At 26.1% G+C, this 25,718-nt stretch carries 25 protein-coding genes and 1 pseudogene; 23 read left to right on the forward strand and 3 right to left on the reverse strand.

Annotated features, from left to right (window positions below; translation table 11 throughout):
- Positions 1-5: 5 nt before the first annotated feature.
- The 9 genes from CNEONATNEC86_RS09470 to CNEONATNEC86_RS09510 all read left to right on the forward strand — a co-directional run bounded on the left by CNEONATNEC86_RS09470 (position 6) and on the right by CNEONATNEC86_RS09510 (position 7,459).
- Positions 6-539: a hypothetical protein gene (locus tag CNEONATNEC86_RS09470; protein WP_125148374.1), complete on the forward strand. Its 534-nt coding sequence runs from the start codon at positions 6-8 to the stop codon at positions 537-539.
- Positions 540-554: 15 nt separating this feature from the next.
- A complete protein-coding gene (locus CNEONATNEC86_RS09475) occupies positions 555-953 on the forward strand; it encodes a GntR family transcriptional regulator (protein ID WP_058294987.1) in 399 nt (132 codons plus the stop codon).
- The gene (locus CNEONATNEC86_RS09480) at positions 937-1,830 is read left to right on the forward strand and encodes an ABC transporter ATP-binding protein (RefSeq protein WP_125148373.1); all 894 of its coding nucleotides are present in this window, start codon (positions 937-939) and stop codon (positions 1,828-1,830) included. The genes CNEONATNEC86_RS09475 and CNEONATNEC86_RS09480 overlap by 17 nt, the downstream gene beginning before the upstream one ends.
- On the forward strand, positions 1,814-2,875 hold the full coding sequence (locus CNEONATNEC86_RS09485; RefSeq protein ID WP_125148372.1) for a hypothetical protein: 1,062 nt from the start codon (positions 1,814-1,816) through the stop codon (positions 2,873-2,875). Before CNEONATNEC86_RS09480 ends, CNEONATNEC86_RS09485 begins: the two co-directional genes overlap by 17 nt.
- Before the next feature lie 261 nt (positions 2,876-3,136).
- A complete protein-coding gene (locus CNEONATNEC86_RS09490; RefSeq protein WP_058294990.1) occupies positions 3,137-3,664 on the forward strand; it encodes an ECF transporter S component in 528 nt (175 codons plus the stop codon).
- Between the two features lie 106 nt (positions 3,665-3,770).
- Positions 3,771-4,052 (forward strand): ground-like protein, encoded by a 282-nt coding sequence (locus CNEONATNEC86_RS09495; protein ID WP_097919347.1) that lies wholly within the window; start codon positions 3,771-3,773, stop codon positions 4,050-4,052.
- A 208-nt stretch (positions 4,053-4,260) separates the two neighbouring features.
- A complete protein-coding gene (locus CNEONATNEC86_RS09500) occupies positions 4,261-4,977 on the forward strand; it encodes a pseudouridine synthase (RefSeq protein WP_125148369.1) in 717 nt (238 codons plus the stop codon).
- Positions 4,978-5,171: 194 nt separating this feature from the next.
- Positions 5,172-6,068 carry a MurR/RpiR family transcriptional regulator gene (locus tag CNEONATNEC86_RS09505; RefSeq protein ID WP_058294993.1) on the forward strand — a complete coding sequence of 299 codons (897 nt, stop codon included), beginning with the start codon at positions 5,172-5,174 and terminating at the stop codon, positions 6,066-6,068.
- Positions 6,069-6,136: 68 nt separating this feature from the next.
- Entirely contained in the window at positions 6,137-7,459 is a 1,323-nt protein-coding gene (locus CNEONATNEC86_RS09510) for a CCA tRNA nucleotidyltransferase (protein ID WP_230131948.1), read from the forward strand.
- Positions 7,460-7,543: 84 nt separating this feature from the next.
- Here CNEONATNEC86_RS09510 and CNEONATNEC86_RS21250 read toward each other — a convergent pair whose 3' ends face one another.
- Positions 7,544-7,687 carry a hypothetical protein gene (locus CNEONATNEC86_RS21250; protein WP_200847552.1) on the reverse strand — a complete coding sequence of 48 codons (144 nt, stop codon included), beginning with the start codon at positions 7,685-7,687 and terminating at the stop codon, positions 7,544-7,546.
- A 139-nt stretch (positions 7,688-7,826) separates the two neighbouring features.
- Here CNEONATNEC86_RS21250 and CNEONATNEC86_RS09515 point away from each other — a divergent pair, with 139 nt between their 5' ends.
- Both CNEONATNEC86_RS09515 and CNEONATNEC86_RS09520 read left to right on the forward strand, forming a co-directional pair.
- The gene (locus CNEONATNEC86_RS09515) at positions 7,827-9,866 is read left to right on the forward strand and encodes a penicillin-binding transpeptidase domain-containing protein (protein ID WP_159135880.1); all 2,040 of its coding nucleotides are present in this window, start codon (positions 7,827-7,829) and stop codon (positions 9,864-9,866) included.
- A gap of 83 nt (positions 9,867-9,949) precedes the next feature.
- The gene (locus tag CNEONATNEC86_RS09520) at positions 9,950-10,219 is read left to right on the forward strand and encodes a late competence development ComFB family protein (protein WP_058294996.1); all 270 of its coding nucleotides are present in this window, start codon (positions 9,950-9,952) and stop codon (positions 10,217-10,219) included.
- Positions 10,220-10,384: 165 nt separating this feature from the next.
- Here CNEONATNEC86_RS09520 and CNEONATNEC86_RS09525 read toward each other — a convergent pair whose 3' ends face one another.
- Positions 10,385-10,942, reverse strand: coding sequence for an NUDIX hydrolase (locus tag CNEONATNEC86_RS09525; RefSeq protein ID WP_159135881.1), 558 nt, complete (start codon positions 10,940-10,942; stop codon positions 10,385-10,387).
- Positions 10,943-11,209: 267 nt separating this feature from the next.
- Here CNEONATNEC86_RS09525 and CNEONATNEC86_RS09530 point away from each other — a divergent pair, with 267 nt between their 5' ends.
- The 4 genes from CNEONATNEC86_RS09530 to CNEONATNEC86_RS09545 all read left to right on the forward strand — a co-directional run bounded on the left by CNEONATNEC86_RS09530 (position 11,210) and on the right by CNEONATNEC86_RS09545 (position 17,580).
- A complete protein-coding gene (locus CNEONATNEC86_RS09530; RefSeq protein ID WP_159135882.1) occupies positions 11,210-12,337 on the forward strand; it encodes a DUF6348 family protein in 1,128 nt (375 codons plus the stop codon).
- Between the two features lie 59 nt (positions 12,338-12,396).
- Positions 12,397-15,603 carry a J domain-containing protein gene (locus CNEONATNEC86_RS09535; protein WP_159135883.1) on the forward strand — a complete coding sequence of 1,069 codons (3,207 nt, stop codon included), beginning with the start codon at positions 12,397-12,399 and terminating at the stop codon, positions 15,601-15,603.
- 28 nt (positions 15,604-15,631) lie between these two features.
- Positions 15,632-17,332 (forward strand): molecular chaperone HscC, encoded by a 1,701-nt coding sequence (locus tag CNEONATNEC86_RS09540; RefSeq protein ID WP_159135884.1) that lies wholly within the window; start codon positions 15,632-15,634, stop codon positions 17,330-17,332.
- Positions 17,333-17,406: 74 nt separating this feature from the next.
- Positions 17,407-17,580 carry a hypothetical protein gene (locus tag CNEONATNEC86_RS09545; RefSeq protein WP_159116142.1) on the forward strand — a complete coding sequence of 58 codons (174 nt, stop codon included), beginning with the start codon at positions 17,407-17,409 and terminating at the stop codon, positions 17,578-17,580.
- A gap of 83 nt (positions 17,581-17,663) precedes the next feature.
- On the opposite strand, the pseudogene CNEONATNEC86_RS09550 reads toward CNEONATNEC86_RS09545, so the two are convergent.
- A pseudogene (locus CNEONATNEC86_RS09550) lies at positions 17,664-19,003 on the reverse strand (MATE family efflux transporter).
- Between the two features lie 393 nt (positions 19,004-19,396).
- On the opposite strand from CNEONATNEC86_RS09550, the gene CNEONATNEC86_RS09555 reads away from it, so the two are divergent.
- The 8 genes from CNEONATNEC86_RS09555 to CNEONATNEC86_RS09590 all read left to right on the forward strand — a co-directional run bounded on the left by CNEONATNEC86_RS09555 (position 19,397) and on the right by CNEONATNEC86_RS09590 (position 25,674).
- Positions 19,397-19,762, forward strand: a complete 366-nt coding sequence (locus CNEONATNEC86_RS09555; protein WP_125149022.1) for a hypothetical protein — start codon at positions 19,397-19,399, stop codon at positions 19,760-19,762.
- A 163-nt stretch (positions 19,763-19,925) separates the two neighbouring features.
- Entirely contained in the window at positions 19,926-20,792 is an 867-nt protein-coding gene (locus CNEONATNEC86_RS09560) for an SDR family oxidoreductase (RefSeq protein WP_058295004.1), read from the forward strand.
- An 87-nt stretch (positions 20,793-20,879) separates the two neighbouring features.
- Entirely contained in the window at positions 20,880-21,722 is an 843-nt protein-coding gene (locus CNEONATNEC86_RS09565) for a DUF2971 domain-containing protein (protein WP_159135885.1), read from the forward strand.
- A gap of 241 nt (positions 21,723-21,963) precedes the next feature.
- Positions 21,964-22,488 (forward strand): GNAT family N-acetyltransferase, encoded by a 525-nt coding sequence (locus CNEONATNEC86_RS09570; protein WP_159135886.1) that lies wholly within the window; start codon positions 21,964-21,966, stop codon positions 22,486-22,488.
- 139 nt (positions 22,489-22,627) lie between these two features.
- Entirely contained in the window at positions 22,628-23,515 is an 888-nt protein-coding gene (locus CNEONATNEC86_RS09575; RefSeq protein WP_125149025.1) for a DMT family transporter, read from the forward strand.
- A gap of 169 nt (positions 23,516-23,684) precedes the next feature.
- A complete protein-coding gene (locus CNEONATNEC86_RS09580) occupies positions 23,685-24,101 on the forward strand; it encodes a flavodoxin (protein WP_058295008.1) in 417 nt (138 codons plus the stop codon).
- A gap of 20 nt (positions 24,102-24,121) precedes the next feature.
- Positions 24,122-24,760 carry a DUF3793 family protein gene (locus CNEONATNEC86_RS09585; RefSeq protein ID WP_125149019.1) on the forward strand — a complete coding sequence of 213 codons (639 nt, stop codon included), beginning with the start codon at positions 24,122-24,124 and terminating at the stop codon, positions 24,758-24,760.
- Between the two features lie 380 nt (positions 24,761-25,140).
- Positions 25,141-25,674, forward strand: coding sequence for an NUDIX domain-containing protein (locus CNEONATNEC86_RS09590; RefSeq protein ID WP_159135887.1), 534 nt, complete (start codon positions 25,141-25,143; stop codon positions 25,672-25,674).
- The last annotated feature ends 44 nt before the right edge of the window (positions 25,675-25,718 follow it).

Consider the following 25,718-nt stretch of genomic DNA (forward strand, 5'->3'; position numbering starts at 1 on the left):
TATATATGAAAAAAGGAAAAATAGCAATAGGAGTTGTGGGATTATTATTAATTACAATTTTGCTTGGAACAAGCTCAGGGAATATTTATTTAAAAAAGAAACATTTTAATACTACAAATGAACTTCTTTACAATCTAGGAACAAACAAATTACAAAGTTATAATAAGCAAGGAGTGAAATATGAGACGGACAGCTCTAAAGAATGTATGTCTAAAAGAAAGAGACTAACATACTCAGATTTCTATCCTTCTAAGATAGAAATAAAGGATATTATTGATCTTGATGAAAAATCAAAGAAAGCTATATTAGATGATTACTATAGATTTACAGAAAACTATTTAGTTAGCAATAGAAAAATTAATTTAATTGAGCCAATAAGATTAAAGGCGAAAGTTTATTATGATAGTGGAGCTTCATATGAAGATGGCAAATATATAGAATCATATTCGGAAGAAAATAGTGTAATAACATTAGTAGCCATTGATGAAGGTGAAGGTTTCGTAATCGACTATATTGTTTCTGAAGAAGAAATACAATAAGAAGAGGATGAATATATGATAAAAGTAGATCCTAGGAGTAGCACTCCAATTTATGAACAAATAGAGCTTGGCATTAAAGAGCTTATAATGAAAGGCGCATTAAAGCAGGGAGAAAAGCTTCCATCAGTAAGAGAACTTGCTTCAATGTTAACAATTAATCCTAATACTATAAGCAAAGCTTATGGTGAATTAGAAAGAGAAGGCATAATAGAAACATTGAGAGGTAAAGGAACTTTTGTAAGTGAAAATATAGAGGGAAAGGTTGATGAAAGAAGAATGGAAGAAATTTCAGGAAGCTTAAAAAAAATTATTCTTGAAGCAAGTTATAGTGGAATTACTAAAGAGGATTTTATTGATTTGACCTTAAAAATATTTTCACAATTAGGAGTTGATAATAATGATAAAAGTAAATAACTTGTCATTTGAAATAGATGAAAATAAAATTTTAAATGATATAAATTTAAACATAAAAGAAGGAAAAATATTTGGAATTATTGGTCCAAATGGAGTTGGAAAAACAACCTTACTTAGATGTTTAAGTGGAATATATAGTACTACAAATGGTGAAGTGCTATATGATAATGAATCTGTATATGATAATCCAAAAGTAAAAAGTAAAATTGGATATGTAGCAGATGAAAATATAATGCCTTCAGGATTTAAAGTAGAAGAAATAATTAAATATAATAAATTAGCATACGAAAGTTTTGATGAAAAAAGGTTCAATGAATTAAACGAGATATTTAAAATTCCAAGAAAACAATACATCTTTCAATTATCTAAAGGTATGAAAATGAGACTCTCACTTATGATAGCACTTTCTATTAAAGCAAAATATTTAATTTTAGATGAACCAACATCTGGGTTAGATGCAATACTTAAAAAGAAATTAATAAATATCTTGTTAGATGAAGTATTTGAAAATAATACTACTGTAATCATAAGTTCTCATCATTTAAATGAACTAGAACAAATATGTGATGAAGTAGCTATTTTAGAAAATGGAATTATATCGTATGAAAATTCAATAGAAAATATGAAAAATAAAATAAAAAAGATACAGGTAGCATTTAAAGAAGATATTGATGAAAAAGAATTAAATTTAAAAGGAACATTTAAGATAGACAGAATAGGACGAGTATTTACAATCATAACAGATGAATATGATGAAGAATTTATAAATAACCTAAATAAGTTGAATCCATTATTTGTAGAGCAAATTGATTTGGGTTTAGAAGATGTATTTATTTATAAGTTAGATAAGGAGGAGACAGATGAAAAAGTACTTTAATAAAGCTTTGATGTATCAGTGGTTTAATTCTACCAAGATAGCTATATTAATTGGAATATTAGCGTGGGGATTTCTTTCAAATGAATTAATAAACTCTGGGATTTCTGATGTAAAGAGCATGATAGCATATAATGCTACAAATAGTTTTTACACATTTAGGATAGAACAGTATTTCCCACTGGGAGTAATATTTATAGCAATATATTTTATTGGACATGGTATAAATAAAAGAAATAATGATATGTTTTTATATAATGGACCATATACTAAAAAGCAATTAAGGATTAATCATCTTATATGTTTACTAATAACATTAATTTTATTTACAATGACATATGTCTATATAGCAATAATGGCTTATATAAGAAATATAGAATTAATGAGTATAGTTGATGGTTATTTTAATGTTATGGCATTTGAATTTCTAAAAGTTATTATATTAGGGACTATAGGAATATTATTTTTAATTATATGTGATTTATTATTTTCTAATATTGCAGCTTCAATTATAGGAATAGTATTTGTGTTGCCTATATCATGTATTGCTATAATAAATAAAATAAGCTTTATTATTAGTTATTTTGGGGTAAGAAAGGAGATTAGCATTATGGGAATAATAGATAGAAGTATTTATGGTAATGGATCATATATTTTGGCAAATCCTATTCTTAGAAGCATCTCTATTAGGAATATAAATTTAAAATATTTGTGTGTGGAAATTTTAACAATGTTAATTGTAATAGGGATAATGTTAATTATATTTAATATAAGCAGCAAAAATTATAAGCTAGAAAATAGTACAAAATTATTTACATCAAAAAAAGCAGAAAAATTTATTCTTATAATGCTATCAATTAGTGTGGGAATAGTTTTAGAGAGCTTAATAGCTAATTCAATTTTAAACAATATTTTATATATAAGAAATAATGGAATCTTATTTGGAAAAGATCTGATTTTTACTATGGGTGCAGAAATTATAACTATAGGAATATTAACGTTTATAATACTTCACATATGTAAAAGAGTTGTTAAGAAAATTTCTTAGAATTTTAATATAGAAAATTTAGTCAGTATATAGATTAATAGACATACAAAGAAATATATTGTATAATTTGTGATATGAGAAATGAATGGACTTTCTTTTTTAAGATGTCTGTTCATTTTTTATATTAAAGTTGTATAGGCAGTTACTGTACTTGGTGGACAACTACAGTATTTATTGTAAGTTACTCCAATTGACTCATATATACTATGAAGATATATAATGAAAATGAACAATAATTTGGGGATGGAGGAAAGGATTTTAATGAAAGAGATACCGGCTGAAAGAATAATATTTAATATAGTACTTATAGTTTTTGGCATTGTATTGTCAATGATGATCAATGTGTTTAAAGGATTATATGGTATTATATTACCGATACATATACCAGTAATAATAGCAGGATTATTATTAGGACCAATCAGTGGAATTAGTGTTGCAGTTTTTACACCTATTTTAAGTAATATATTTTGTGGGTTTCCACATATTGAGGAATTATTTTTCATTATTTTTGAATTATTTTGTTATGGATGTATTGCTGGCTTTTTGAAAAATAAAAATATAAATACATATATTATTTTAATAATTTTATTCATATTAGCGAGAGTAATTTATTTTGGTGGGATGTGGTTTTTAGGGAATATTATAAATGTAGGTGATATTTCAATAAAAAGTATAATTAAAATAATAATAGAACAGATTCCAGGAATGATTCTACAAATTATAGTAATTCCTCCATTGCTAAAAAAGGTGAAGAGTGGTTTAGAAGAACTATATGGAGTTATCAGTTAATTTTTAAATAATATTATCCTATTCTATTTTATTTAAAATCACAATGAACAATTATCATTAGATTTGAATAAAATATATTAAACTAAAGAATAGGAGATGGTGAACAATGTCAAAGAGATCTAAAGATTGTTGTTGCTGCTGTAATAAATGTACTAGCTGTTGTTGTCAGCCTTCATGTTGCTGCAGTAATAATTGTTGCAGTAATAATTGCGGCTGTGGTAATAATGGTGGATTTGGTAACAATTTTGGCTGTGGAAATGGATTCGGCGGCGGACTTGGCTTCGGCGGAGGATGGTGGATTTGGATTTTATTAATCTTCTTCCTTGGCTTCGGTGGAGGCTGTGGCGGATTTGGTGGATTTGGAGGCTGTCCTGGAGGATTCTTCTAGTAAAACCAATAAATCTTACTGTAAAACAATAATTTAGACTAATTTTGTTTAAAGATGATAGAGGCGCTTAATAGAGCGTCTCTATTAATTTATGTCGAATATTATTTAAAGATATGTCATTGATTAATATTGATTGTTTAAGTATAATCAAAAATGGCTATATTAGAGTGTAATAACACAAATGTGTTTTAAATGGAGTGATAAAGTAATGGAAGAAAGACTACAGAAATATATGGCAAGTTGTGGAGTAGCATCAAGAAGAAAGTGTGAAGAATTAATACTTGCTGGAAAAGTAAAAGTTAATGGAATTTTAGTAAATGAATTAGGAACAAAAGTTAATCCAGAAAAAGATGTTATTGAATATGATGGAAAAATAATAAGCAAAGAAGAAAAGAAAGTATATATAATGCTAAATAAACCAGAAGGATATATATGTTCTGTTAAGGATGAAAAGGATAGAAAAACAGTGCTAGATTTAGTTAAAGTTAAAGAAAGAGTATATCCAATAGGAAGACTTGACTATGATAGTTCTGGATTGATTCTCTTAACTAATGATGGGGAAGTGTATAATAAGATAATACACCCAAGAAAAGAAATAATAAAAAAATATATTGTTATAGTCAAGAACAAAATTAATGAAAAAGATGTAAGAGCATTTAAAGAAGGAATTGATATTGGTGGATATATAACAGCACCAGCAACCCTTAAAACTATAAGCTATGACGAAGAAAAGAATATATCTACTATTGAGGTAAGTATACATGAAGGTAAGAATAGGCAAATAAGAAGAATGTGTTCAGCATTAAATCATGATGTATTATCTCTAAAAAGAGTATCTATTGGAGAAATAAAGCTTGCTTATTTAAAAAGAGGAGAATATAGGGAATTAACTGATGAAGAAATTGAATATATAAATTCCTTATAACCATATAAATTATTTCTTAATTTAAAAAGTTAGTAAGTTTTTATTAAAATTTCTTAAAGATGAATGGATTAAGTTATAATCCTGCAAAGTTTTAATATTATATTTAAAAAATAAGTTATTAGATTGAATATTTTAATAAATGATGATAGAATTAAGATAATATAATTCAATTTAAAAAAACAGGAAGGCTAAAAATGGACGAATTAAATAATGAAAATAGCAAAGATTTAATGAGATTAATTCAGGGGAAATTTATACGCTTAAGTAAAGGGCAGAAGCTTATAGCAGAATACATATTAAAAAACTATGATAAAGCAGCTTTTATGACAGCAGCAAAACTTGGAGTGTCAGTTGGAGTGTCAGAATCTACTGTTGTAAGATTTGCTAATGAGCTTGGATTTTCAGGGTATCCAAAGCTTCAAAAAGCGCTTCAGGAGTTAATAAAAAACAAACTTACTACAGTTCAGAGATTAGAGCTTAGAAATGATTATTTTTCTGATGGTGATGCTTTAAAGGGAGTTCTTAAAGCTGATATGGAAAATATAAGAGCAACATTAGAAAAAATAAATGAGAATGTTTTTGAGGATGTTGTAAAGAGTATATTTGAGGCAAAAAGAATATATATAATAGGTCTTAGAAGTTCAACTGCATTATCAGAATTTTTAGGATTTTACTTAAATATAATTCTTCAAAATGTAAAAGTAGTAAGCTATGGAATTTCAGATGTATTTGAACAAATGATAAATGTTTCAGAAGGAGATTTGGTAATAGGAATAGGCTTCCCAAGATATGCAGCAAAAACTATAGATGCATTAGCATTTTCTCAAGACAGAGGTGCTAAAGTAGTGGCTCTTACTGATAGTTTACTATCACCACTTGCAACTAAAGCAGATTATACATTGATAGCTCAAAGTAATATGGCATCATTTGTTGATTCACTAGTGGCTCCTTTATCAGTTATAAATGCTTTAATAATTGCTGTTGGAATGAGAGAAAAAGAGAATATATCTAATGTATTTGCTGGATTAGAAGAAATATGGCAAAATTATAATGTATATTCGTATAACAATAGAAATGTTGCAGACGACTAATGTAGAAGCAGTGCTTAATGCACTGCTATTTTAATATATTAGGTTGATATTAAAGGTAGGTGGAACGTTTGGATATAAAAATACAAAAGGATGTTAAATATATATTAAACCGATTAATAAAAAATAATTTTGAGGCCTATATTGTAGGTGGCTGTGTAAGAGATATTATTTTAAATAAAGAGCCAAAAGATTATGATATAACAACAAGTGCAAAGCCGGAAGAAGTTATTAAGTTGTTTGATAAGGTTATTTTAACAGGTATTAAACATGGGACAGTGACAGTAGTTTTAAATAATGAAAATTATGAAGTAACAACTTTTAGAATAGACGGTGAATATAAAGATCAAAGGCATCCAAAGGAAGTGAAATTTGTAACGAGCTTAAGAGAAGATTTGAGCAGAAGAGATTTCACAGTAAATGCTATGGCATACAATGATATAGATGGATTCAAAGATTATTTTAATGGTTTAAATGATCTAAAAAATAAAATAATAAAAACAGTTGGTAATCCAGAAAAACGGTTTTTAGAAGATGCATTAAGAATGCTAAGAGCAATACGTTTTTCTGCACAACTAAATTTTGAAATTGAAGAAGAGACTTTAAATGCTATAAAAAAGCTAAAATACAATATTATAAAGATATCAAAAGAGAGAATTAGAGAAGAATTCAATAAAATAATTATTTATAATCCAAGAAAAATTGATCTTTTAAGAGAATGTGGACTTTTGGAATTTATAATCAAAGAAATGAGAAAGGCATATGGCTTTAATCAAAATAATATGTATCATGTTTATGATTTATATATGCATACAATTATTTGTATGGAAAATATCGATGCTAAATTACATTTAAGACTTGCTATGTTGTTGCATGATTTGGGAAAATTAGAAACAAAAACTACAGATGAAAATGGAATTTCACATTTTTATGGGCATGTGGAATGTTCGATAGAAATTGCAAAGAAAGTACTTAAAGGATTGAAGTATGATAATGTGACTATAGAAAATGTTCTGATTTTAATAAAATATCACGATTATCCTTTAGATGATAAGATAACAGTAAAACGTCTTCTTAATAAAATCGGAGAAGAACTTTTATATGATCTGCTAAAAGTTAAAAAAGCAGATATTTTAGGTAAAAATTCATTATATAAAGAAGCTCAATTAAAAAATTTATTAGACGTAGAAAAATGCTTAAATAATATAATTGAAAATAAAGAATGCTTTAATATTAAACAATTAAAAATAAGTGGGAATGAATTAATAAAAGTTGGTTTAAAAGGAAAAGAAATTGGAGAAATGCTCAATTATCTTCTTGATATGGTTATGGAAGATAAAGCAATTAATAATACAGAAGAACTCATAAAATTTGCAAAAGAGAAAATTAATTAGTTCATAATATAGAAATACCCAAGGTGCTTTTTGTATATAAAAGTACCTTGGTCTATTTTTTTTAGATTTATTATATGTATAATTCTAAAAATGAGGATCTATTTCGTTTCTTTGAATTCTTTTTAAATCTTTTAGTCTTAAATGTGTTTTTTCAATTATAGTATCAAAAGATTCACCATCTATAATCATTTGTTTTGCTTGCTCATGAAGATTTTTCTCATCTTTCATAATTTGAACCTCCTTATAAATAATAATCATTATTTAGTTTATGAGACTGGCAATATTATATTCATAAAATATTATATTGTTTAATAAAAAAATAAAATGTATAATTAATGTAAATATATGGAAAAGAAGAGGACGATTGATGAGAAAATCTAAAAAATTAATAACAATAATAGCTACAGGTATTATTTTATTTATATGGATAGTTTTAATAAGTAGATATGTTTATACTGAAAACAACCAACCAAAGGAAACATTATTAAATTATATAGAATGTTTAAATAATAAAGAATATGAGAATATGTACAATATGATATCAGTTCAAAGTAAAGCTGAATTTGATAAAGAGACATTCATTTCAAGAAATAAAAATATTTATGAAGGCATTCATGCAAAAGATATTAAGATAAATATTGAAGAGATAATTAAAAAAAATGATATGGTAACTATAAAGTATGAAAATATAATGGATACAATATGTGGAAAAATGAAGTTTGAAAATAGTGTAGAGTTAAATAAAGAATATGATAAAGGCTATGTGATAAATTGGAATTCTAATTGCATTTTCCCAGAATTGAATGATTCCGATAAATTAATGGTGGATACTCTTAGAGCAAAAAGAGGAGATATTTTAGATAGAAATAATGAAAAATTAGCTACAGATGGATATATACTTAATGTAGGAATTGTGCCTGGAGAAATTAAAAAAAATAATAAAAATTCAATAAATGAAATTGCAAGTATATTAGAAATGGATCATGATTATATACAAAATAAACTTAATCACTCATATGTAAAGGATGATATGTTTATACCAGTTAAACTAATCAGTAAAGATGATAAAAGAGCTCAATTATTATCAAAAATAAAAGGAGTTATGATCAAAGAAGAAGAGGGAAGAATATATCCATATGGAATGAAATGTGCTCATTTAACAGGATATGTTCAAAACATAAGCAGTGAAGAATTAGAAAATAACAACGATAATGGGTATGATTCAAATTCGGAGATAGGAAAAAGTGGACTTGAAAAAATATATGAAGAAAAACTTCATGGGATTAATGGATATGATATATATATAGAAACAAAGGATCATATAAAGAAGAAATCTCTATCATATACGCCACAAATTAATGGAAAAGATTTAAAACTAACTATTGATATTAAATTACAAGAAACTATGTACGAAGAACTTAGACAAGATAATGGAGCATCAGTTATATTAAATCCAGCTAATGGAGAGGTTTTAGCACTGGTAAGTACTCCAAGTTATGATCCAAATGATTTTATATTAGGTTTATCTAAGGAAAAATGGGATACTATAAATTCGGACAAAAATAAACCATTATTTAATAGATTTCAAGCTACATTTGCGCCAGGATCATGCTTTAAACCATTTACTGCGCTTATAGGTTTAGATACTAAAAAACTAGATTCAAATAAAGATAGAAGTATCAAAGGAATATCATGGCAAAAAGATAGTAGTTGGGGAAATTATTATATAACAAGAGTAAAGGAATATGAGGGAAAAAATAATCTTTTAAATGCACTTATATATTCTGATAATATATATTTTGGACAAATTGCGTTAGAAATAGGAAAAGATGATTTTAAGAAAAGATTAAATGAATTTGGAATAGGAGAAAAAATAAAATTTGAATATCCATTATTTAATTCACAAATATCATCAAATAATGAATTTAATACAGAAGTCCAATTAGCTGATAGTGGATATGGTCAGGGAGAAATATTAATGAATCCTGTACAACTTGCTTCAATGTATACCTTATTCTACAATGATGGAAATATATTAAATCCATGTTTAATTTATAATGACAATAATAAAGGAGCAATATGGAAAAAGAATGTTACTTCAAAAGAAAATGCACATATGGTATTAAATGATTTAGTTCAAGTTGTTGAAAATATAAATGGGACAGGACATGAAGTATACACAAAAGGTAAAAAAATAGCAGGCAAGACAGGAACAGCAGAAATAAAAAATTCTCAAAAGGATAATATGGGAACAGAATTAGGGTGGTTTATAGGTATGACAGTTAATGACGATAAAAATAACAATATAATAGTATTAACTATGATTGAAGATGTTAAAGAAAAGGGATCAAGTCATTATGTTGTCCCGAAGGCTCGAAAAGTTCTTAATATGGTAGAAAATAATTAAAAATAAAAAGTGTTTTGCATAAAGTAATTTATATTGTATAATATTTATAGGATAATAGAAAATGAAGGGGAAATAGATAAAAAATGGAAGAAGTCACTAATTATATGGAAAACTGGGTAAGAGATTGTATGGAAGAACTTTTGAAAAAAGATAACGGCTGTAGATGTGAAAAGTGCAAAAGAGATATTTTTGCATTATCTTTAAATAATTTAAAGCCATATTATGTAGCTACTGAAAAAGGAAGAGTTATGGCGAAGCTAGCTAATTCTGAAAATCAGTTTGAAACTGATATAATAATTCAGGTAACAAAGGCGATCAATAAAGTTCGTGAAAACCCTAGTCATAATTTTTAGTAATCGAAAGCTAAACAATAAAATATCATTTGATTTTGATAATTTTAAAGGTAAAGAGATAGGAAAGATGTATGGTATTTTAAGAAATTAATTATTCTTTAATAAAGTAATTAAAGAATAAATAAGGGTATCGATAAGGATAAACGATATCCTTATTTATTTTGATTAAAAGAACTTAAGTTTTTCATTAAATTTGCAATAAAGCTTTACCATATCAGGCTCGTTAGAATACTCATGTATTTTATCTATTGGAATCCATTTAACACCGCTATTTTCATCAGCTTTTATGAATAATTCATCACGTTCATCAGCCTCAAGTAAATACGCTACAGATAAATGTAAATGAGCAGAAACATATTTATTATTTTTTATATGACCAATTACTGGCAATACATCTAGAGAAAATATATTTTTAGAAAGTGGTTTTATATTTTGAATTCCTGTTTCCTCTTTTGCTTCTTTAATGGAAACATAAAGTAGATCAGAATCATTATCAGCGTGTCCACCAGTCCAAGACCATGTTTTATAAATATTATGATGCACCATAAGAACTTTATTTTTAGATTCATTTATTATATATCCAGAGCTTGTTATATGTGCAAGTACATTTTCTCTGCTAAGCAAATTATCATAAATATCTAAACACTGCAATATAAGTCTTTTATCTGTTTCTTCTTGTTCGTTATATGGGGTGTAATTTTTTATATCATTTATCCATTGCATATTGTTTCCTCCAATTTTCATACTGTTAAGTAATGAAATATATTTTATCATATTTACAAGAAGAAGTATATTTTCTTATATGGATTAAAATAGTATGTTTTTTTATTTAATTTATCAATAATGTATAGATTTAACGAAAGTAATTAAATTATAAGGTATTATTTTTGATTATATAAAATTTTTTCCATTTAGTATAATATATTCATATAGAAAAAATACAATGATAACCTTAAGCAAATGAAAGAGAAAAGAAATAGGAGGAGCTTTATGAACAATAAATTAACAAATGAACAAATAGTATTAGAATCATTACAAAAAGTGGTTAATAACGGTGAAATTCTTGATAATAAATTATTTATAAAAGAAATTGATTTAATAGTAACAACTGAAATTGTAAGTATTAAGACTGAAAAGGATTTTGTGATGGCAGAGTTGATTTTTTCAATTAATAATGGAGAATTTAATGATGTGTTTATAGAGTCTACAGCAGGAATTGGTAAAAGTGAAGAAGAGGCATTAAAACAATGTTCAGTTAATTTTGCATTAAGCTGTCTTTTAACATTTATTGATAGTATGAATAACAGATATTCTGAAACTTTTGAAACACATTTTTTTGAAAGTAAGAAGTGGAATTTAACTAAAAGTGATCTACAGTGTATGGGGGATAGCATAAAAACAAACATAACAGATTTCTGGGAAATATTTGGAGGGAAATTAAAAAAGAGATTAGGAAATAAGAAATATAATTGGGTGAAGATATTTATTTGTAAAACATCCGATAATAATTATATATGTGAATGTAGAATTAAAGGAACTTTAAATTTAGAAATCACAAATGACCTAAGAAATCTTGCAGAATCTATTGATTTTTCTGGAAATTTTATATCATTAAAACAGTTCTTTATAATAAAACAAAGTGATGAAACTTATAAAAAGGTGCCTTATAGTAAAGATGATATAATTAATTTTTCTAATAAAGCAATAGAGATAATTGCAAATTGTGATAGCAAAGAAAAATTTGATAATATGCTAAAAGACATAAGTAAAATAACAAATGATGAAAATCTTGCTTTTGAATTGAAAATTTTTATTCCAGAAATACTATGTGAATTGATTTTTTCAGAAGGAAAATATATTGATAAAATTATGTTCATAAATAATGATAGAAATATAGAGGTATATAAAAATCAATTTACAAGTTACTATAATATTTATGAAAGCGTATCTGAAAATTTATATAATAGAAAAATAACAAAAGAAAGTATAAAAAAAATAATATGTTTAAGTGCTACTTATGATGCTATAGAAAAAGTGTTAAAAGAAAATAAGCAATTAAGCAATTTTAGAGCAATAGGAGTAGGTATGAGAATTAGTGATAAGTATAGGCCTTTTTAAATAATACTATATAATCACATAACATAATCTATAATTTTAAAAGTCATATAGGAGGAGCAATGAATATTTGGGGTATATTAAACATTAACCCAACAAAGAACAAAGATGAAATAAAAAAAGCATATTTAAATAAACTTTCTGTTGTGCATCCAGAAGATGATGAAGAAGGATTTAAACTTTTAAGAAGATCTTATGAGGAAGCTTTGAAAGAAGCAGATAAAGATGAAGTAATAGATGAAGATAATACACCGATTGGAATCTGGATTAAAAAAGTAAATGAAGTTTATGATAAATTTTCTCTAAGAATAAATGAAGAAGCATGGAAAAATCTTTTAAACGAAGATGTATGTTATGGGATTGATACTAAAGAAGATGCAAGTGAAAAGCTTCTAGAATTTTTAATGGATAATTTCAGATTTCCACAAAAGATATGGATTTTATTAAATAATTATTTTGAATGGACAGAGCAAAAGGAAGAATTATATGAAAAGTTTCCATATGAATTTATAGATTATGTGGATAATAGAATAAAATATATTGATGTATTAAATTATGAATTATTTGAAAATATTGATGACAATAAAAATTATGATCAATGGATAGAATCTTATTATAAAATAAGAAGGGAATTAAATGAAAGAAACTTAGATGAAGCTAAAAAATCTTTAGATAATATTGAACAATTAAATATATTTCATCCATCACTAGAGGTTTTAAAAATAAGATATTTTATCAGTAACAATGATATTGAAAATGCACGAAGCATAAGTGAAAGATTAATTGAAGAATACGCAAATGAACCAGATGTTATGTATTCTATGGCAGAAGTTGAATGGATCGAAAAGAATGTGAATGAAGCAAAATTATTGTATGAAAAAGTGCTTGAAATTTTACCAGAGGACTATAATTCAATTTGTGGACTAGCTGACTGCTACTTAGAACTAGATGAATTAGATAAAGCTAAAGATCTATACTTAAATCTTATGAGAAGAAATTCATATGATGATTATGTTAGAAGAAAGATAGCTGAAACTAACGACAAACTTATAGATCAGTATAAAGAGAGTCATGAAGAAAAATCTCTATCTGAAAAATTTAATATAGCATGGTGTCTTTATGAAAACTATAGATATGATGAAATATTGGAATTATCAAAAGAGATAGATTGTGATGAAGAAAATCAAAGCCAATATTTTGATTTAATGGGAAGAACATATTCTTCTTTAGAAGAGTACTCAAAAGCATTGAATTATTTTAATATGTGGTGTGAAAAAATAGATACAAGAAATTCGGAAGAGAGAGATAATAATAGACAACTTGAATATATCTATTGCGAAAAAGCTAGAATTCTTATGAAGTTGGAAAAATATGAAGAAGCAATTAAAATTTGCAGTAATTGTTTAGAAATCAATAATAAGAATATAGGAAGCTTATATATAAAATCATATTCATTAAATAAGCTAAAAAAGTTTGAAGAAGCTTTAAAAATTAGTGAAGAAGCATTAGAACTAGATAATTCCAATGTTAAATTCCATATGAACAAAGCAGAATCACTGTATGAACTTGGCTATCATAGAGATGCTTTAGATTCTTTAGAAGAAGCAATAAATATATATCCATATAATTCAGAAGCGTATGCTTTAGAAATGGAAATTTATTATGAGCATTCAGAATATGAAAGAATACTGGAAATATATGAAGAAGTAGAAAAACAAGGCGTTGTAGACGATAAAATAAATTTATATAAATTGAAGACAATAAACAGCATGAAAAAATTAGATGAATCAGAAGAAATAGCTATAAATATTTTAAATTCAATTAAGGAAAATGATGATGTATGTAATATTGCTGATGAAGTATATTATGAATTATCATTGATTTATTGTGATAGACGTGATTATAAAACAGCTTTATCATATATAAATAAGTCTTTTGATATAGATAAAAGAAAATTAAAGTTTTATTATTGCAGGGGATATATTTATAAAGAATTAAAGGAATATGATAAAGCAATTAAAGATTATGATTATGCAATAGATAGAGCTCCAGAAGACATATTCTCTTATTTAAGAAAAGCTGAAATTTATAGAATTCAGAATGACAAAGAAAAAAGTATAACTGAATATAAGAAGGTTCTAGAAATAGATTCTAAACATGAGTATGTTAATAATGAAATTGGAGAAATCTATGAAGAATTACATGAATATGATAAGGCTTTAGAATATTATAATAAACAAATAGAAGTAAAAAAGGAACCATATTATTTAATTAATCGTGGACTTCTTTATAAAAAAATAGATAGAGAAGATGAAGCAGTTAAAGACTATGAAGAGACAATAAAAATAGATCCTAAAAATCCACATGCTTACAATAACATTGGAGTTATTTATAAGGATAGAGGCGAATTTGAAAAGGCAATTCAATATTTTATAAAAGCAATTGAAGTAATGGATGATGATGTTTATGTTCAATTTTATAATAATATTGGAAAATCATATAAGAACATAAAAGAATTTGATAATGCAATAAAATATTACGATGAAGGAATATGCAAATTAGAAAATGAGCCAAGTCTGTATTATAATAAAGCAAAAACTCTTATGGCTATGAGAAAATATGAAGAAGCAATAGAAGTATATATTGAAGGAGCTAAGCTAAATGATGCAGATAAAGAAGATTTTTATGATGAAATAGGTGATGCATATAAAGCACTTCAAGAATATGATAATGCTATTATATGGTATGAAAAGGTAATAAAATTAAATCCTAATCATAGTTTTGAATATAGACAGATTGGAAATGCTTATGAAAGAAAAAATCATTATGATACTGCAATTGCATATTATTTAAAGCAGATAAAAATAAATGATAATAATCCATTAAATTATATATGTTTAGCAGGAGCATATAAATATAAAAAGCAGAAAATAAAAGCACGTATTTATTATAAAAAAGCTTTAAAGCTGTACATGGATAGGAATAGAGATTCATCATTTGATGTTTGTGAAATAGGAAGATGCTATATGGAGCTGAATAAGCATAAAGAAGCCGTTTTTTATTTGAATAAAGCTATTGAAAAGCCATGTAATAATTGCGATTTTGATGGATGCTATGAAGCGTATTATATATTAGGTGAAATGTATGAGAATGAAAAAGATTATGAAACGGCCTATAAGTATTATAAAAAAGCATATGATATACGAGATAATTTGGAAGAACATGTTGAAGCTTTAGAAAGAATAAAAAAAATTTTAAATATTGACTAAAACTTTTATTTAGTATTTGGAGGGTTATATGATTATAGGAATTGATCTTGGTACTACAAATAGTTTAGTATCATACTTTACAGAAGGTGGCCCAGTTATTATACCTAATAGGCTTGGAGATAATCTCACTCCTTCTGTAGTCAGCATAAATGAAGAAAATGGAGAAATATATGTAGGAAAAATAGCAAAGGAAAGAAAAATTACTCATCCGAATTTAACTGCAGATATATTTAAAAGAAGTATGGGAACAGACAAGAAATTCCATCTTGGAGAAGAAGAATTCTCAGCAGAAGAGCTATCTTCATTTGTTCTCCGTTCTTTAAAAGAAGATGCAGAAGAATATTTAGGACAAACAATAAATGAAGCTGTTATAAGTGTACCAGCATATTTTAATGATGCACAAAGAAAAGCAACTCAAAGAGCTGGAAAACTTGCAGGTTTAAAAGTCGAAAGGATGATAAATGAACCAACAGCAGCTTCCATTGCTTATGGACTTCATAATGAAAATTTAAATACTAGGTTTTTAGTATTTGATCTTGGTGGAGGTACATTTGATATATCTATTTTAGAACTGTATAAAAATATTATGGAAGTAAGAGCAGTTGCAGGAGATAATTTCTTAGGTGGAGAAGATTTTACTGAAATTTTAGTTAATATGTTTTTCAATTCTAAAAAAATAAAATGTAATTCATTTGATACTAAAATTATTGAGCATGTAAGAAAGCAGGCTGAACTCTGTAAGCAGGAATTCTCGAATAGTAAAAATGTTATTATGAAATGTAAGATTAATGGAGAATTAATTGAACAAGAATTTTTCATTGAAGAGTATGAAAAGAATTGTCAGCTTCTTTTGGCAAAAATAAGAAAACCTATTGAAAGAGTACTAAAAGATGCTGCAATAAAGGTTAGAGAAATAGATGAAATAATATTAGTTGGTGGTGCTACGAAGTCATCAATTGTTAGAAACTTTGTAGGCAAGCTATTTGGAAGATTGCCAAATACTAATATAAATCCAGATGAAGCTGTGGCACTTGGCGTTGCTATTCATGGAGCAATGAAGGAAAGAAATGAAGCAATAAAGGAAATTGTACTTACTGATGTGTGTTCATATACACTTGGAACTAATGTTTCATTAAGAAGGGAGGATGATTCTTATGAATCAGGTCACTTTTATCCAATAATAGAAAGAAACACAGTTATTCCAGTAAGTAAAACTGAGAGGTTATATACAACATATGATAATCAGCCATCTATTAACATAGAAATACTTCAAGGTGAAAGTCGTTTCGCTAAAAATAATCTTTTCCTTGGTGAATTAAATATAGATGTTCCAAAAGGTCCAGCAGGAAGAGAAGCAGTTGATGTTACTTATACTTATGATATTAATTCAATACTTGAAGTAGAAGTAACAGTAGTTTCAACAAAGTTAAAAAAACGAATTGTAATACAAAAAAATGAAGGCGCCATGAGTGAAGAAGAAATTGAAGAAAGACTTAAAGAGTTAAGTTATCTCAAAATACATCCAAGAGATAAAGAAGAAAATAAACTTTTACTTGCAAAAGGTGAAAGACTCTATGAAGAAAGCTTTGGAGAGGCAAGACGTACTATTGATATGTATTTAAGAGACTTTGAGGAAACATTAGATAAACAGAATAAGCATGATATAGAGGTATCAGCAGAGGAATTAAAAAAATTTTTTGATATAGTTGAAAATGATGGACTTGATTAAAAAAATAAAAGAATAAGATTATTTTTCTTGGAGAAACTCTTATTATTATATTTAGTAATAAAGGAGAGTTTAGTATGAGTAATAAAAGTGATAAAGTTATTTCAACTAAATATGGAAAAGGAACTAATTATAATGATGAGATTGATGGATATGAGCTTGTAGATTATGATGAAGGATATAATTATTTGTCAAACAATGATGGAAATAAAGAGGTTTTGATGAGGATATTTCCAAATCCGGATTGGTAAAGGATATGAGTTTTTTAAAACTTTAAAGAAAATATAAGAAATTACCTTAGGAAGAACTCTAAGGTAATTTTTTTAGCTGTAATTTATTCAGTTTTTTCTATTAGCATTCTTTTAATTAAAATTCTATACTTGATTGCCATTGGAATGGTTGCACCAATCCATGCAAAAGGGCTAGCAAGACATATACCAATATAGCCTATAAATGCAGGCAAAGTAAATGCTACAATAACCCTTGCAACAAGTTCTGCAACACCAGCCATCATTGGTATAAATGCATCACCAATTCCTTGAAGTGAGTTTCTATATATAAATAACATTCCAAGAATAGGAAGAAAGGCAGCGACAGTATTAAGATACTGCTTACTGTAATTAAGTGCTTCAATTTGGTCACTGCTTATAAATAATGTGCTTAATGATTTACCGAATACAAATAATACTACAGCAGCAATTATACTAACCATTATAGTTATGATAGAACCTTTTTTTACGCCTTCTTTAATACGATCATATTTACCGGCTCCAAGATTTTGACCACAATATGTAGCCATGGTAGTTCCAAATGATATACCGGGCTGAGTAACTATTTGCTCAACTTTAGATGCAGCTGTGTATGCTGCGATAACAGTAGATCCAAAGGCATTCAATGCAGTTTGAAGAACCATTACTCCAGTTGCTGTAATTGAAAATTGAAGAGCCATAGGAATACCCACATTAAGGTGTTTTAAAGCAAAATTTTTATCCCATATCCAATCTTCTTTTTTAATCTTAAAATCGGATATTTTTTTAATGCATATATTAGGCATAAGATATCAGAAATTCCTTGAGCAATTACAGTTGCATAAGCAGCTCCTCTTACCCCCATATTAAAATTTAATATGAAAAATAAGTCCAATATAATATTTAAAATTGAAGATAGAATAAGAAAATATAAAGGTGTCTTAGAATCACCAAGAGATCTTAATATTCCGGCAATCATATTATAAAATACAGTCGCACAAGTACCAGCATAAATTATAATTATGTATATTGTAGCATCATTTATAATATCGTCTGGTGTATTCATAAGTGAAAGTACAGGTTTTGCAGATAACATACTAGCAAGTGTAATTATAATAGTTGATATAATGCTTAGAATAGTTGATGTAGCAACAGACTTTCTAAGTCCATCCTCATCATTAGCACCAAAACGTTGTGCAATAATGACTGAAAATCCACCTGTTAGTCCAAAAGTAAATCCAAGAATAAGAAATGAAAGAGAACCAGTAACACCTACAGCAGCAAGTGCTTGTACTTCTACATATCTGCCAACTATTATGGTGTCAACCATACTATAAAATTGTTGAAAAACATTTCCTATAAGCAGAGGAATTGAGAAGAATAAAATTAGTTTAACTGGATTGCCAGTAGTCATATCTTTTGTCATATGTTTATCATTTCTAAATATATATTAATCTACTTTAGAATATCATCGTTTATTTTAAAATTGCAAGAAAAAATTAATTGAATTTATTTTTTTATGACGTTGGGAATTTTGAGATATATAGAATATAAAATGACAAAAAAGTTTCCATAATTATATGGAATATTAAATTAGATAAAAGTGTCATAATAATAAAAGTATATAATGAGCAGGATATTTGCATAAATATATGTTATTAAGTATTTAAAAGAATTTATATGGGTACTATTCTATGAGATAGCTTTTAATAAATAATTTTTTATGAAGGATTTTATAAAAAAATATAGAATAAGTAACATAAATAGTGTATAATTATGTTAATGTATGAAAACGATTTGAAGGTAAGGAGAGATTTTTTTGCTTTTATATGTAATAAATGTTTTATATGATGGACTAGTAAATTTAAATAAAGTTAAAAATGATATTAAAATAATGGAAGATGCAGAATACATATCTAGATTGGGAGAAGTAGACAAGACACATAACACTTTAGAGATTCATCAAAAACTTTTAAATGTAGTAGAAAGATTTAATAAATACTATATTTCTTATAATGATATAATGGATGTATTAAAGAAGTTATTGTTAAATGTTCATAACCAGTGGATAATTGATAGATATCACGAAACTTTTTATAAATATATATTTAAGGATAGAATAGAAATAGCATGTTTAATAAGTAGGAATTTATTAGCAGCAAATGAATTAGCTATAAGTGGATAAATTTTCATACTTTATTTAAAGGTTTACATTAATTTTGAATAACAAAGTTACAAATCATTTATTGAGGTAGCTTTGTTATTTTTTGATTATATATATGAATAATTTAAGTAAAAATAAACACAATAATATTTAAAATTGTGTTTATAGAAAGGAGTATTTAAATATGAATTTTCCAACTTCGTTTCCAAAGCAAAAGCAAAATATTCAGCCGGGACTTGAATACGAAATGAACCCAATGCCTATATTTGATGATCCAAAATACAATAGTTGTTGTGAAGTACTAAAAGATAAAGTAGCCATAATAACAGGTGGAGATAGTGGGATAGGTAAAGCAGTTGCAATTGCTTATGCAAAGCAAGGGGCCGATATAGTTATAGTTTATTATAATGAAAAGAAAGATGCAGAAGATACAAAAAAAATAGTAGATTCTATAGGAAGAAAATGTACCTTAATAGAAGGTGATATTTCAAATAAAGATTTTTGTAATTCAGTAATTGATTTAACAATAAAAGAATATAAAAAACTAGATATATTGATTAATAATAGTGCAGTACAATATGAGTGTAAAGATATAAAACAATTACCTGATGAGCAATTTGATAAGACATTTAAGACTAATGTATATGGGACTTTTTATATGACAAAAGCAGCAATGAATGTTTTAAAAAGTGGTGGATGTATAATAAATACAACATCAGTTGTGGCATATAAAGGAAATGATATATTAATAGATTATTCAATGACAAAAGGAGCCCTTGTAGCTTTTACTAGAAGTTTGGCTTTAGCTCTAGCAAAGGGAAAGACTGGGATAAGAGTCAATGCTGTTGCACCAGGACCAATATGGACACCTCTTATACCATCAAGCTTTGATGAGATAAAAACATCTAAGCATGGAAGTACAACGCCAATGGGAAGAGCAGGGCAGCCAGTGGAATGTGCAGGTGCATATGTATTTTTAGCATCAGATTCAGCATCGTATATTACAGGCCAAACGATACATATAGATGGTGGAGATTTTTTAAATAGTTAGATGAAAAATATTATAAATTAAAAGCGGGATGGGAAAAGATATAAAAGTATATTAGATAATGAATTTTTTATTTATAAGGAGTATTCAATGGAATTAAAAATGGGTTTTAATCAATTTAACAATATTGTAGAGAAAGAAGGTCTGGATTCCGCAATAAAATATAAGAATGAGTATATACCAAAAAGATTATTCCAATACAATGCTTTATTAGATAAAAGATATAACAATTATATAGAAAAGAATGAAAAAAGATTAGAGTCATTAAAAGAAAACAAAATTTATGTTACTAATTATAGATGCTTTAATGATCCATTTGAATTTGAAATGCTTTCAGTAGACATGGATAAATTACAAAAAGAAAATTATGATATTAAAGAAATAGATAAATTCTTAAATGCATTTAAAAATAAAATTCTTGTAGCATGTTTTACAACAATAAATGATAATATGCCTATGTGGGCACATTATGCTAACAATCATAAAGGATATTGTGTAGAATATGAGATAAATAACACAGAAAAAATATATCCTGTATTTTATGAGCAATTCAGAAATAATAATTCTAAGGAGTTAACAAATATGGTTAGAGAACTTTATGATTATTACAGTAATTTAAATAATCATAAAGAAGAATTCTATAAAATATTTTCTTATTTTTATTTATCTTTATGTTGTAAAAATAAGTTTTGGGAATATGAAAATGAGTATAGGATGTTATATAAAACAGATGAAATTGAAGTAAATACAGAAAAGGTAATTAAAATAGAAGATGAAGATATGAATGTAAAATCTATATATATTGGATATAAGTGTGAAGATGATTATGTGAATGAATTGATTAATATATCAAAGAAGATAAAATGTAATGTATATAAGATGGATTTCAATAAATATGGTGTAGACTATAAATTAATAAGTAAGCAGATTTAAGAAGAGCATTAGTTACATATAAAAAAGAAAATAACTATAATTAAAATAAAAATGTGAGAGACAAGCTGAACTAATGTTTCTCACATTTAATTTTTATATTAGTAACTATAAAATATAAGCGGAATATTATATTTTATAGTAATAATTGTTAATATTATAATTTGAATAGATAAAAAAATGGATGCCACATTTATTAAACATAACAGGTATGCAGTGAGATCGATAGTTATAGGAGGAAGATATGATATCTTTAAGGAAATTAAAAGAAGATGATTTGTATCTATTGGGAAAGTGGCGAATTAATAATAAATTTTTAAACAAACATAGCTCAGAAATTCAATTTAATCTAGAAAAAGAAAGAATATGGTTTAATAAAATTATGACTGATGAAATGTGCAAATATTGGATTATAGATATTAATAATATAAAAATAGGTGTGATAAATATAAATAATATAGATATAAAAAATAAGGAATGTTGTTTAGAATATAGCATACAAGATATACATTTTAAAGAAAGAGATATAATTTCTACTATAATATTTTATATTTGTGATTATATTTTTAATGTGATTAACCTGGATAAAATATATTGTAATGTTCATAGGTTTGATAAATTTAATATTAAACTTTTAAAAAGGATTGGTAATGAGATAAAAGATAGTATAATGTGTTGTGATAAGGATTTAATTAATATATGTATAGATAGAAAAGACTGTCAAACTTTAAAAGATAAAGATTTTTTAGAAAAGATATTTATAGAATAAAACAATGAAAATTGACTAAAAAAAATAACTATGGTAATATATGCATGTTAATAAAATTTCTTTTGATGGCTGAGAATTAGGTTATATCTAATTTTCAGCTTTTATTAAAATCAAAAAATATCATGAAAGGATAATTAATATGAAATTTGATAGTTTAAGTGACAGAAGCAAGGGGATATTCTTTATTATAATGTCAGCTTTTGGATTTGCTATGATGTCTGCATTTGTTAAATTATCAGGAGATTTACCATCACTTCAAAAAACTTTTTTTAGGAATATAGTTTCGGTAGCAGTTGCAGCATCGATAATTATTAAAAATAAAGGGACATTTTTTGGGAAGAAAGAAAATCAAAAGCTCTTAATACTTAGGTCAACACTTGGAACATTAGGAATATTATTTAATTTTTATTCTATTGATAAATTAGTGTTGTCAGACGCAAATATGCTAAATAAATTAAGTCCATTCTTTTCAATAATCTTTTCAACCATATTCTTAAAAGAAAAGATGAAGCCTAAACAAGGAATTGTTGTAAGCATGGCATGTACAGTGGCATTTATAGGTTCATTATTTATTATAAAACCATCTTTTAATCTTGAAACTATACCGGCATTAATTGGACTTTTAGGCGGAATAAGTGCAGCAGGTGCATATACTTGTGTAAGAGGTTTGGGAAATAAAGAGAAACCGAACACTATAGTATTTTATTTTTCGTTCTTTTCAAGCATGGTTACGCTTCCGCTTATGTTAGGAGTATATAAACCAATGAGTATTCAACAACTAGCTTATTTATTATTAGCGGGTGTATTTGCAAGTTTAGGGCAATTTGGAATTACACTAGCGTATAAATTTGCTCCGGCAAAAGAGATATCAATATTTGATTATACAAATATTATCTTCTCAGCTTTAATTAGTTTAATACTTTTTGGCGTATTACCAGATTGGGTAAGTGTAGTAGGATATGTTATTATATTTCTTGCATCATTTGCAATATTTGCATTTAATAAAAAACTTGATAAGGAAAAATAAGATTAATGGCAACAGGAAAGCAAATCCTGTTGCCATTGATTTTATAAGAATATTTTAGTGATTTTAATTATATAAAAATTTTTTATATAAGACTTGACAACATTATCAATATAATTTAATATACTAATTGAGAATGATTTTCAAAAATAATTGATAAGGGGATGGAAATATGAAAATAGTCTATTGGTCAGGAACAGGTAACACAGAAAAGATGGCTGAACTTATAAAAAGAGGAATTGAAGAAGCTGGCAAAGAAGCTGAAATGATTTCGGTTTCAGAAGCTAATGTGGAAGAGGTATTGAAAGAAGAAATTTTAATATTGGGATGTTCAGCTATGGGAGATGAGGTGTTAGAGGAAGGAGAATTTGAACCATTCATAGAGGAAATTTCAAGTAAAATCTCTGGTAAAAAGGTAGCTCTATTTGGCTCTTACGGATGGGGTGATGGCCAATGGATGAGAGATTGGCAAGAAAGAATGGAAGGTAATGGCTGCATAATAAATGAAGAACCGTTAATAATACAAAATGAGCCAGATGACAGAGAAGAAGAATGTATAGAGTTTGGTAAAAAAGTAGCTAATTTATAATTTGAAAGTGATGTGGCATAATGAAATATCTAGATTTTTATAATAAGTTAAATTCAATGGAAGATGATGAATATATAGAAAATTATCTCTTATATAATACTTCCTTAATTATTGCAGGTATCAAGCCAGCAGTTACAATAACTGTAAAGAAAAGTAATCATAGATTATATAATAGTTGGGTTAAATTTGGAACAAATTTCATTAATGAAATTAATTTGGAATATACTGAATTAAGGGAAAATATGGACTATATAATATTAATGATTTACGATAGACATGTTCTTGACAAAAATCTAAATATAAAAGAAAATAAGGAATTCTTAATAAACTTAGGATATAAAGAGAATTTTATTATAGATGATTGCATAAAGAATTTAAAAAATAGATATAATAAATATCATTGTCCACATGAATTAGGATTATTTTTAGGGATACCATTTGAAGATGTTAAAGATTTTATGGAATGCAAAGAAAAAAAGTGTCTTTTATGTGGATATTGGAAGGTATACAACAATACGATTGAAGCAAAAAAGATATTTGATAAATATGATGAAATAAAAGAATATACTATAAAAAATATACTAAAAGGCAATAACTCATCGCATAGCCTTATAGTAAGTATAAAAGACTCCTTTTATAATAATGTTAAATATATATAATGCTCCAAGATTTATAATTTTTAGATGATAATTAATTTTGCATACAATTAATATATTATAAAAAAAATATATCTTAAAATAATAATATATTTAAATATCCACACTATTCAAATATGTTATTAAAATTATTATTTAGTTCCGCACACAGCTAAATAATAGAAGATAGATTAATATAAAATTGACTATGTATAGTAAACACAGTACAAACAATTTAAAATATATTATATTTAATCAAATGCATTTCATAAAATTACCATAAGGTTTATAAGATAGATTTATCTTATAAACCTATCTTATTGTATATAAAGTATAAATTGAAGTATAATTAATATTATAAGATAATATTAAAACTTGATATTTTATTTAAGGGAGCATAGTTTATGGTATTTGATAAAATAATTGAAATAGAAAAAGTAAATGAATCCATAGGTAAAGTTAATTTTAGAGAAGCAGTAAGAGCGGTAATAATTAAAAATAATAAAATATTAATGGTAAATTCTAAAAATAAAGATTATAAATTTCCAGGAGGTGGAGTGAAAAAATATGAAGAAAAATTAGATGCATTAAAAAGAGAAGTAGAAGAAGAAACAGGGTATGTTTGTTCGGATGTAAAAGATATTATAGGAATAGTAACAGAAAAAAGTAAAGACAGGTTTCATCATAATAAATTATTTAAAATGATATCTTATTATTATATTGTGGAAGTTTCTGATGTACAAAAGGAACAGAAACTTGATGATTATGAAAAAGAATTAGAATTTAAACCGGTTTGGATAAATATAGAGGAAGCAATTTTGCAAAATAAATTAATTATAGAAGATAATATATCAAATATTCCTAACTGGATATATAGAGAAACATATGTTTTGAAAGAAATTGAAAATGCTATAAATAAAAATATTTTAAACTTCTAAATCACCTATATTTTTTTAGGTGATTTATTTTAATAAAAAATTAA

Origin of the sequence: Clostridium neonatale (assembly GCF_900465025.1) — a bacterium.
Classification (GTDB): domain Bacteria; phylum Bacillota; class Clostridia; order Clostridiales; family Clostridiaceae; genus Clostridium; species Clostridium neonatale.

Bases quoted from the DNA above. Each gene is read 5' to 3' on its own strand.
- CNEONATNEC86_RS09470 (WP_125148374.1), top strand. From the start codon at position 6: ATGAAAAAAGGAAAAATAGCAATAGGAGTTGTGGGATTATTATTAATT.
- CNEONATNEC86_RS09475 (WP_058294987.1), top strand. From the start codon at position 555: ATGATAAAAGTAGATCCTAGGAGTAGCACTCCAATTTATGAACAAATA.
- CNEONATNEC86_RS09480 (WP_125148373.1), top strand. From the start codon at position 937: ATGATAAAAGTAAATAACTTGTCATTTGAAATAGATGAAAATAAAATT.
- CNEONATNEC86_RS09485 (WP_125148372.1), top strand. From the start codon at position 1,814: ATGAAAAAGTACTTTAATAAAGCTTTGATGTATCAGTGGTTTAATTCT.
- CNEONATNEC86_RS09490 (WP_058294990.1), top strand. From the start codon at position 3,137: ATGAAAGAGATACCGGCTGAAAGAATAATATTTAATATAGTACTTATA.
- CNEONATNEC86_RS09495 (WP_097919347.1), top strand. From the start codon at position 3,771: ATGTCAAAGAGATCTAAAGATTGTTGTTGCTGCTGTAATAAATGTACT.
- CNEONATNEC86_RS09500 (WP_125148369.1), top strand. From the start codon at position 4,261: ATGGAAGAAAGACTACAGAAATATATGGCAAGTTGTGGAGTAGCATCA.
- CNEONATNEC86_RS09505 (WP_058294993.1), top strand. From the start codon at position 5,172: ATGGACGAATTAAATAATGAAAATAGCAAAGATTTAATGAGATTAATT.
- CNEONATNEC86_RS21250 (WP_200847552.1), bottom strand. From the start codon at position 7,687: ATGAAAGATGAGAAAAATCTTCATGAGCAAGCAAAACAAATGATTATA.
- CNEONATNEC86_RS09515 (WP_159135880.1), top strand. From the start codon at position 7,827: ATGAGAAAATCTAAAAAATTAATAACAATAATAGCTACAGGTATTATT.
- CNEONATNEC86_RS09520 (WP_058294996.1), top strand. From the start codon at position 9,950: ATGGAAGAAGTCACTAATTATATGGAAAACTGGGTAAGAGATTGTATG.
- CNEONATNEC86_RS09525 (WP_159135881.1), bottom strand. From the start codon at position 10,942: ATGCAATGGATAAATGATATAAAAAATTACACCCCATATAACGAACAA.
- CNEONATNEC86_RS09530 (WP_159135882.1), top strand. From the start codon at position 11,210: ATGAACAATAAATTAACAAATGAACAAATAGTATTAGAATCATTACAA.
- CNEONATNEC86_RS09535 (WP_159135883.1), top strand. From the start codon at position 12,397: ATGAATATTTGGGGTATATTAAACATTAACCCAACAAAGAACAAAGAT.
- CNEONATNEC86_RS09540 (WP_159135884.1), top strand. From the start codon at position 15,632: ATGATTATAGGAATTGATCTTGGTACTACAAATAGTTTAGTATCATAC.
- CNEONATNEC86_RS09545 (WP_159116142.1), top strand. From the start codon at position 17,407: ATGAGTAATAAAAGTGATAAAGTTATTTCAACTAAATATGGAAAAGGA.
- CNEONATNEC86_RS09560 (WP_058295004.1), top strand. From the start codon at position 19,926: ATGAATTTTCCAACTTCGTTTCCAAAGCAAAAGCAAAATATTCAGCCG.
- CNEONATNEC86_RS09565 (WP_159135885.1), top strand. From the start codon at position 20,880: ATGGAATTAAAAATGGGTTTTAATCAATTTAACAATATTGTAGAGAAA.
- CNEONATNEC86_RS09570 (WP_159135886.1), top strand. From the start codon at position 21,964: ATGATATCTTTAAGGAAATTAAAAGAAGATGATTTGTATCTATTGGGA.
- CNEONATNEC86_RS09575 (WP_125149025.1), top strand. From the start codon at position 22,628: ATGAAATTTGATAGTTTAAGTGACAGAAGCAAGGGGATATTCTTTATT.
- CNEONATNEC86_RS09580 (WP_058295008.1), top strand. From the start codon at position 23,685: ATGAAAATAGTCTATTGGTCAGGAACAGGTAACACAGAAAAGATGGCT.
- CNEONATNEC86_RS09585 (WP_125149019.1), top strand. From the start codon at position 24,122: ATGAAATATCTAGATTTTTATAATAAGTTAAATTCAATGGAAGATGAT.
- CNEONATNEC86_RS09590 (WP_159135887.1), top strand. From the start codon at position 25,141: ATGGTATTTGATAAAATAATTGAAATAGAAAAAGTAAATGAATCCATA.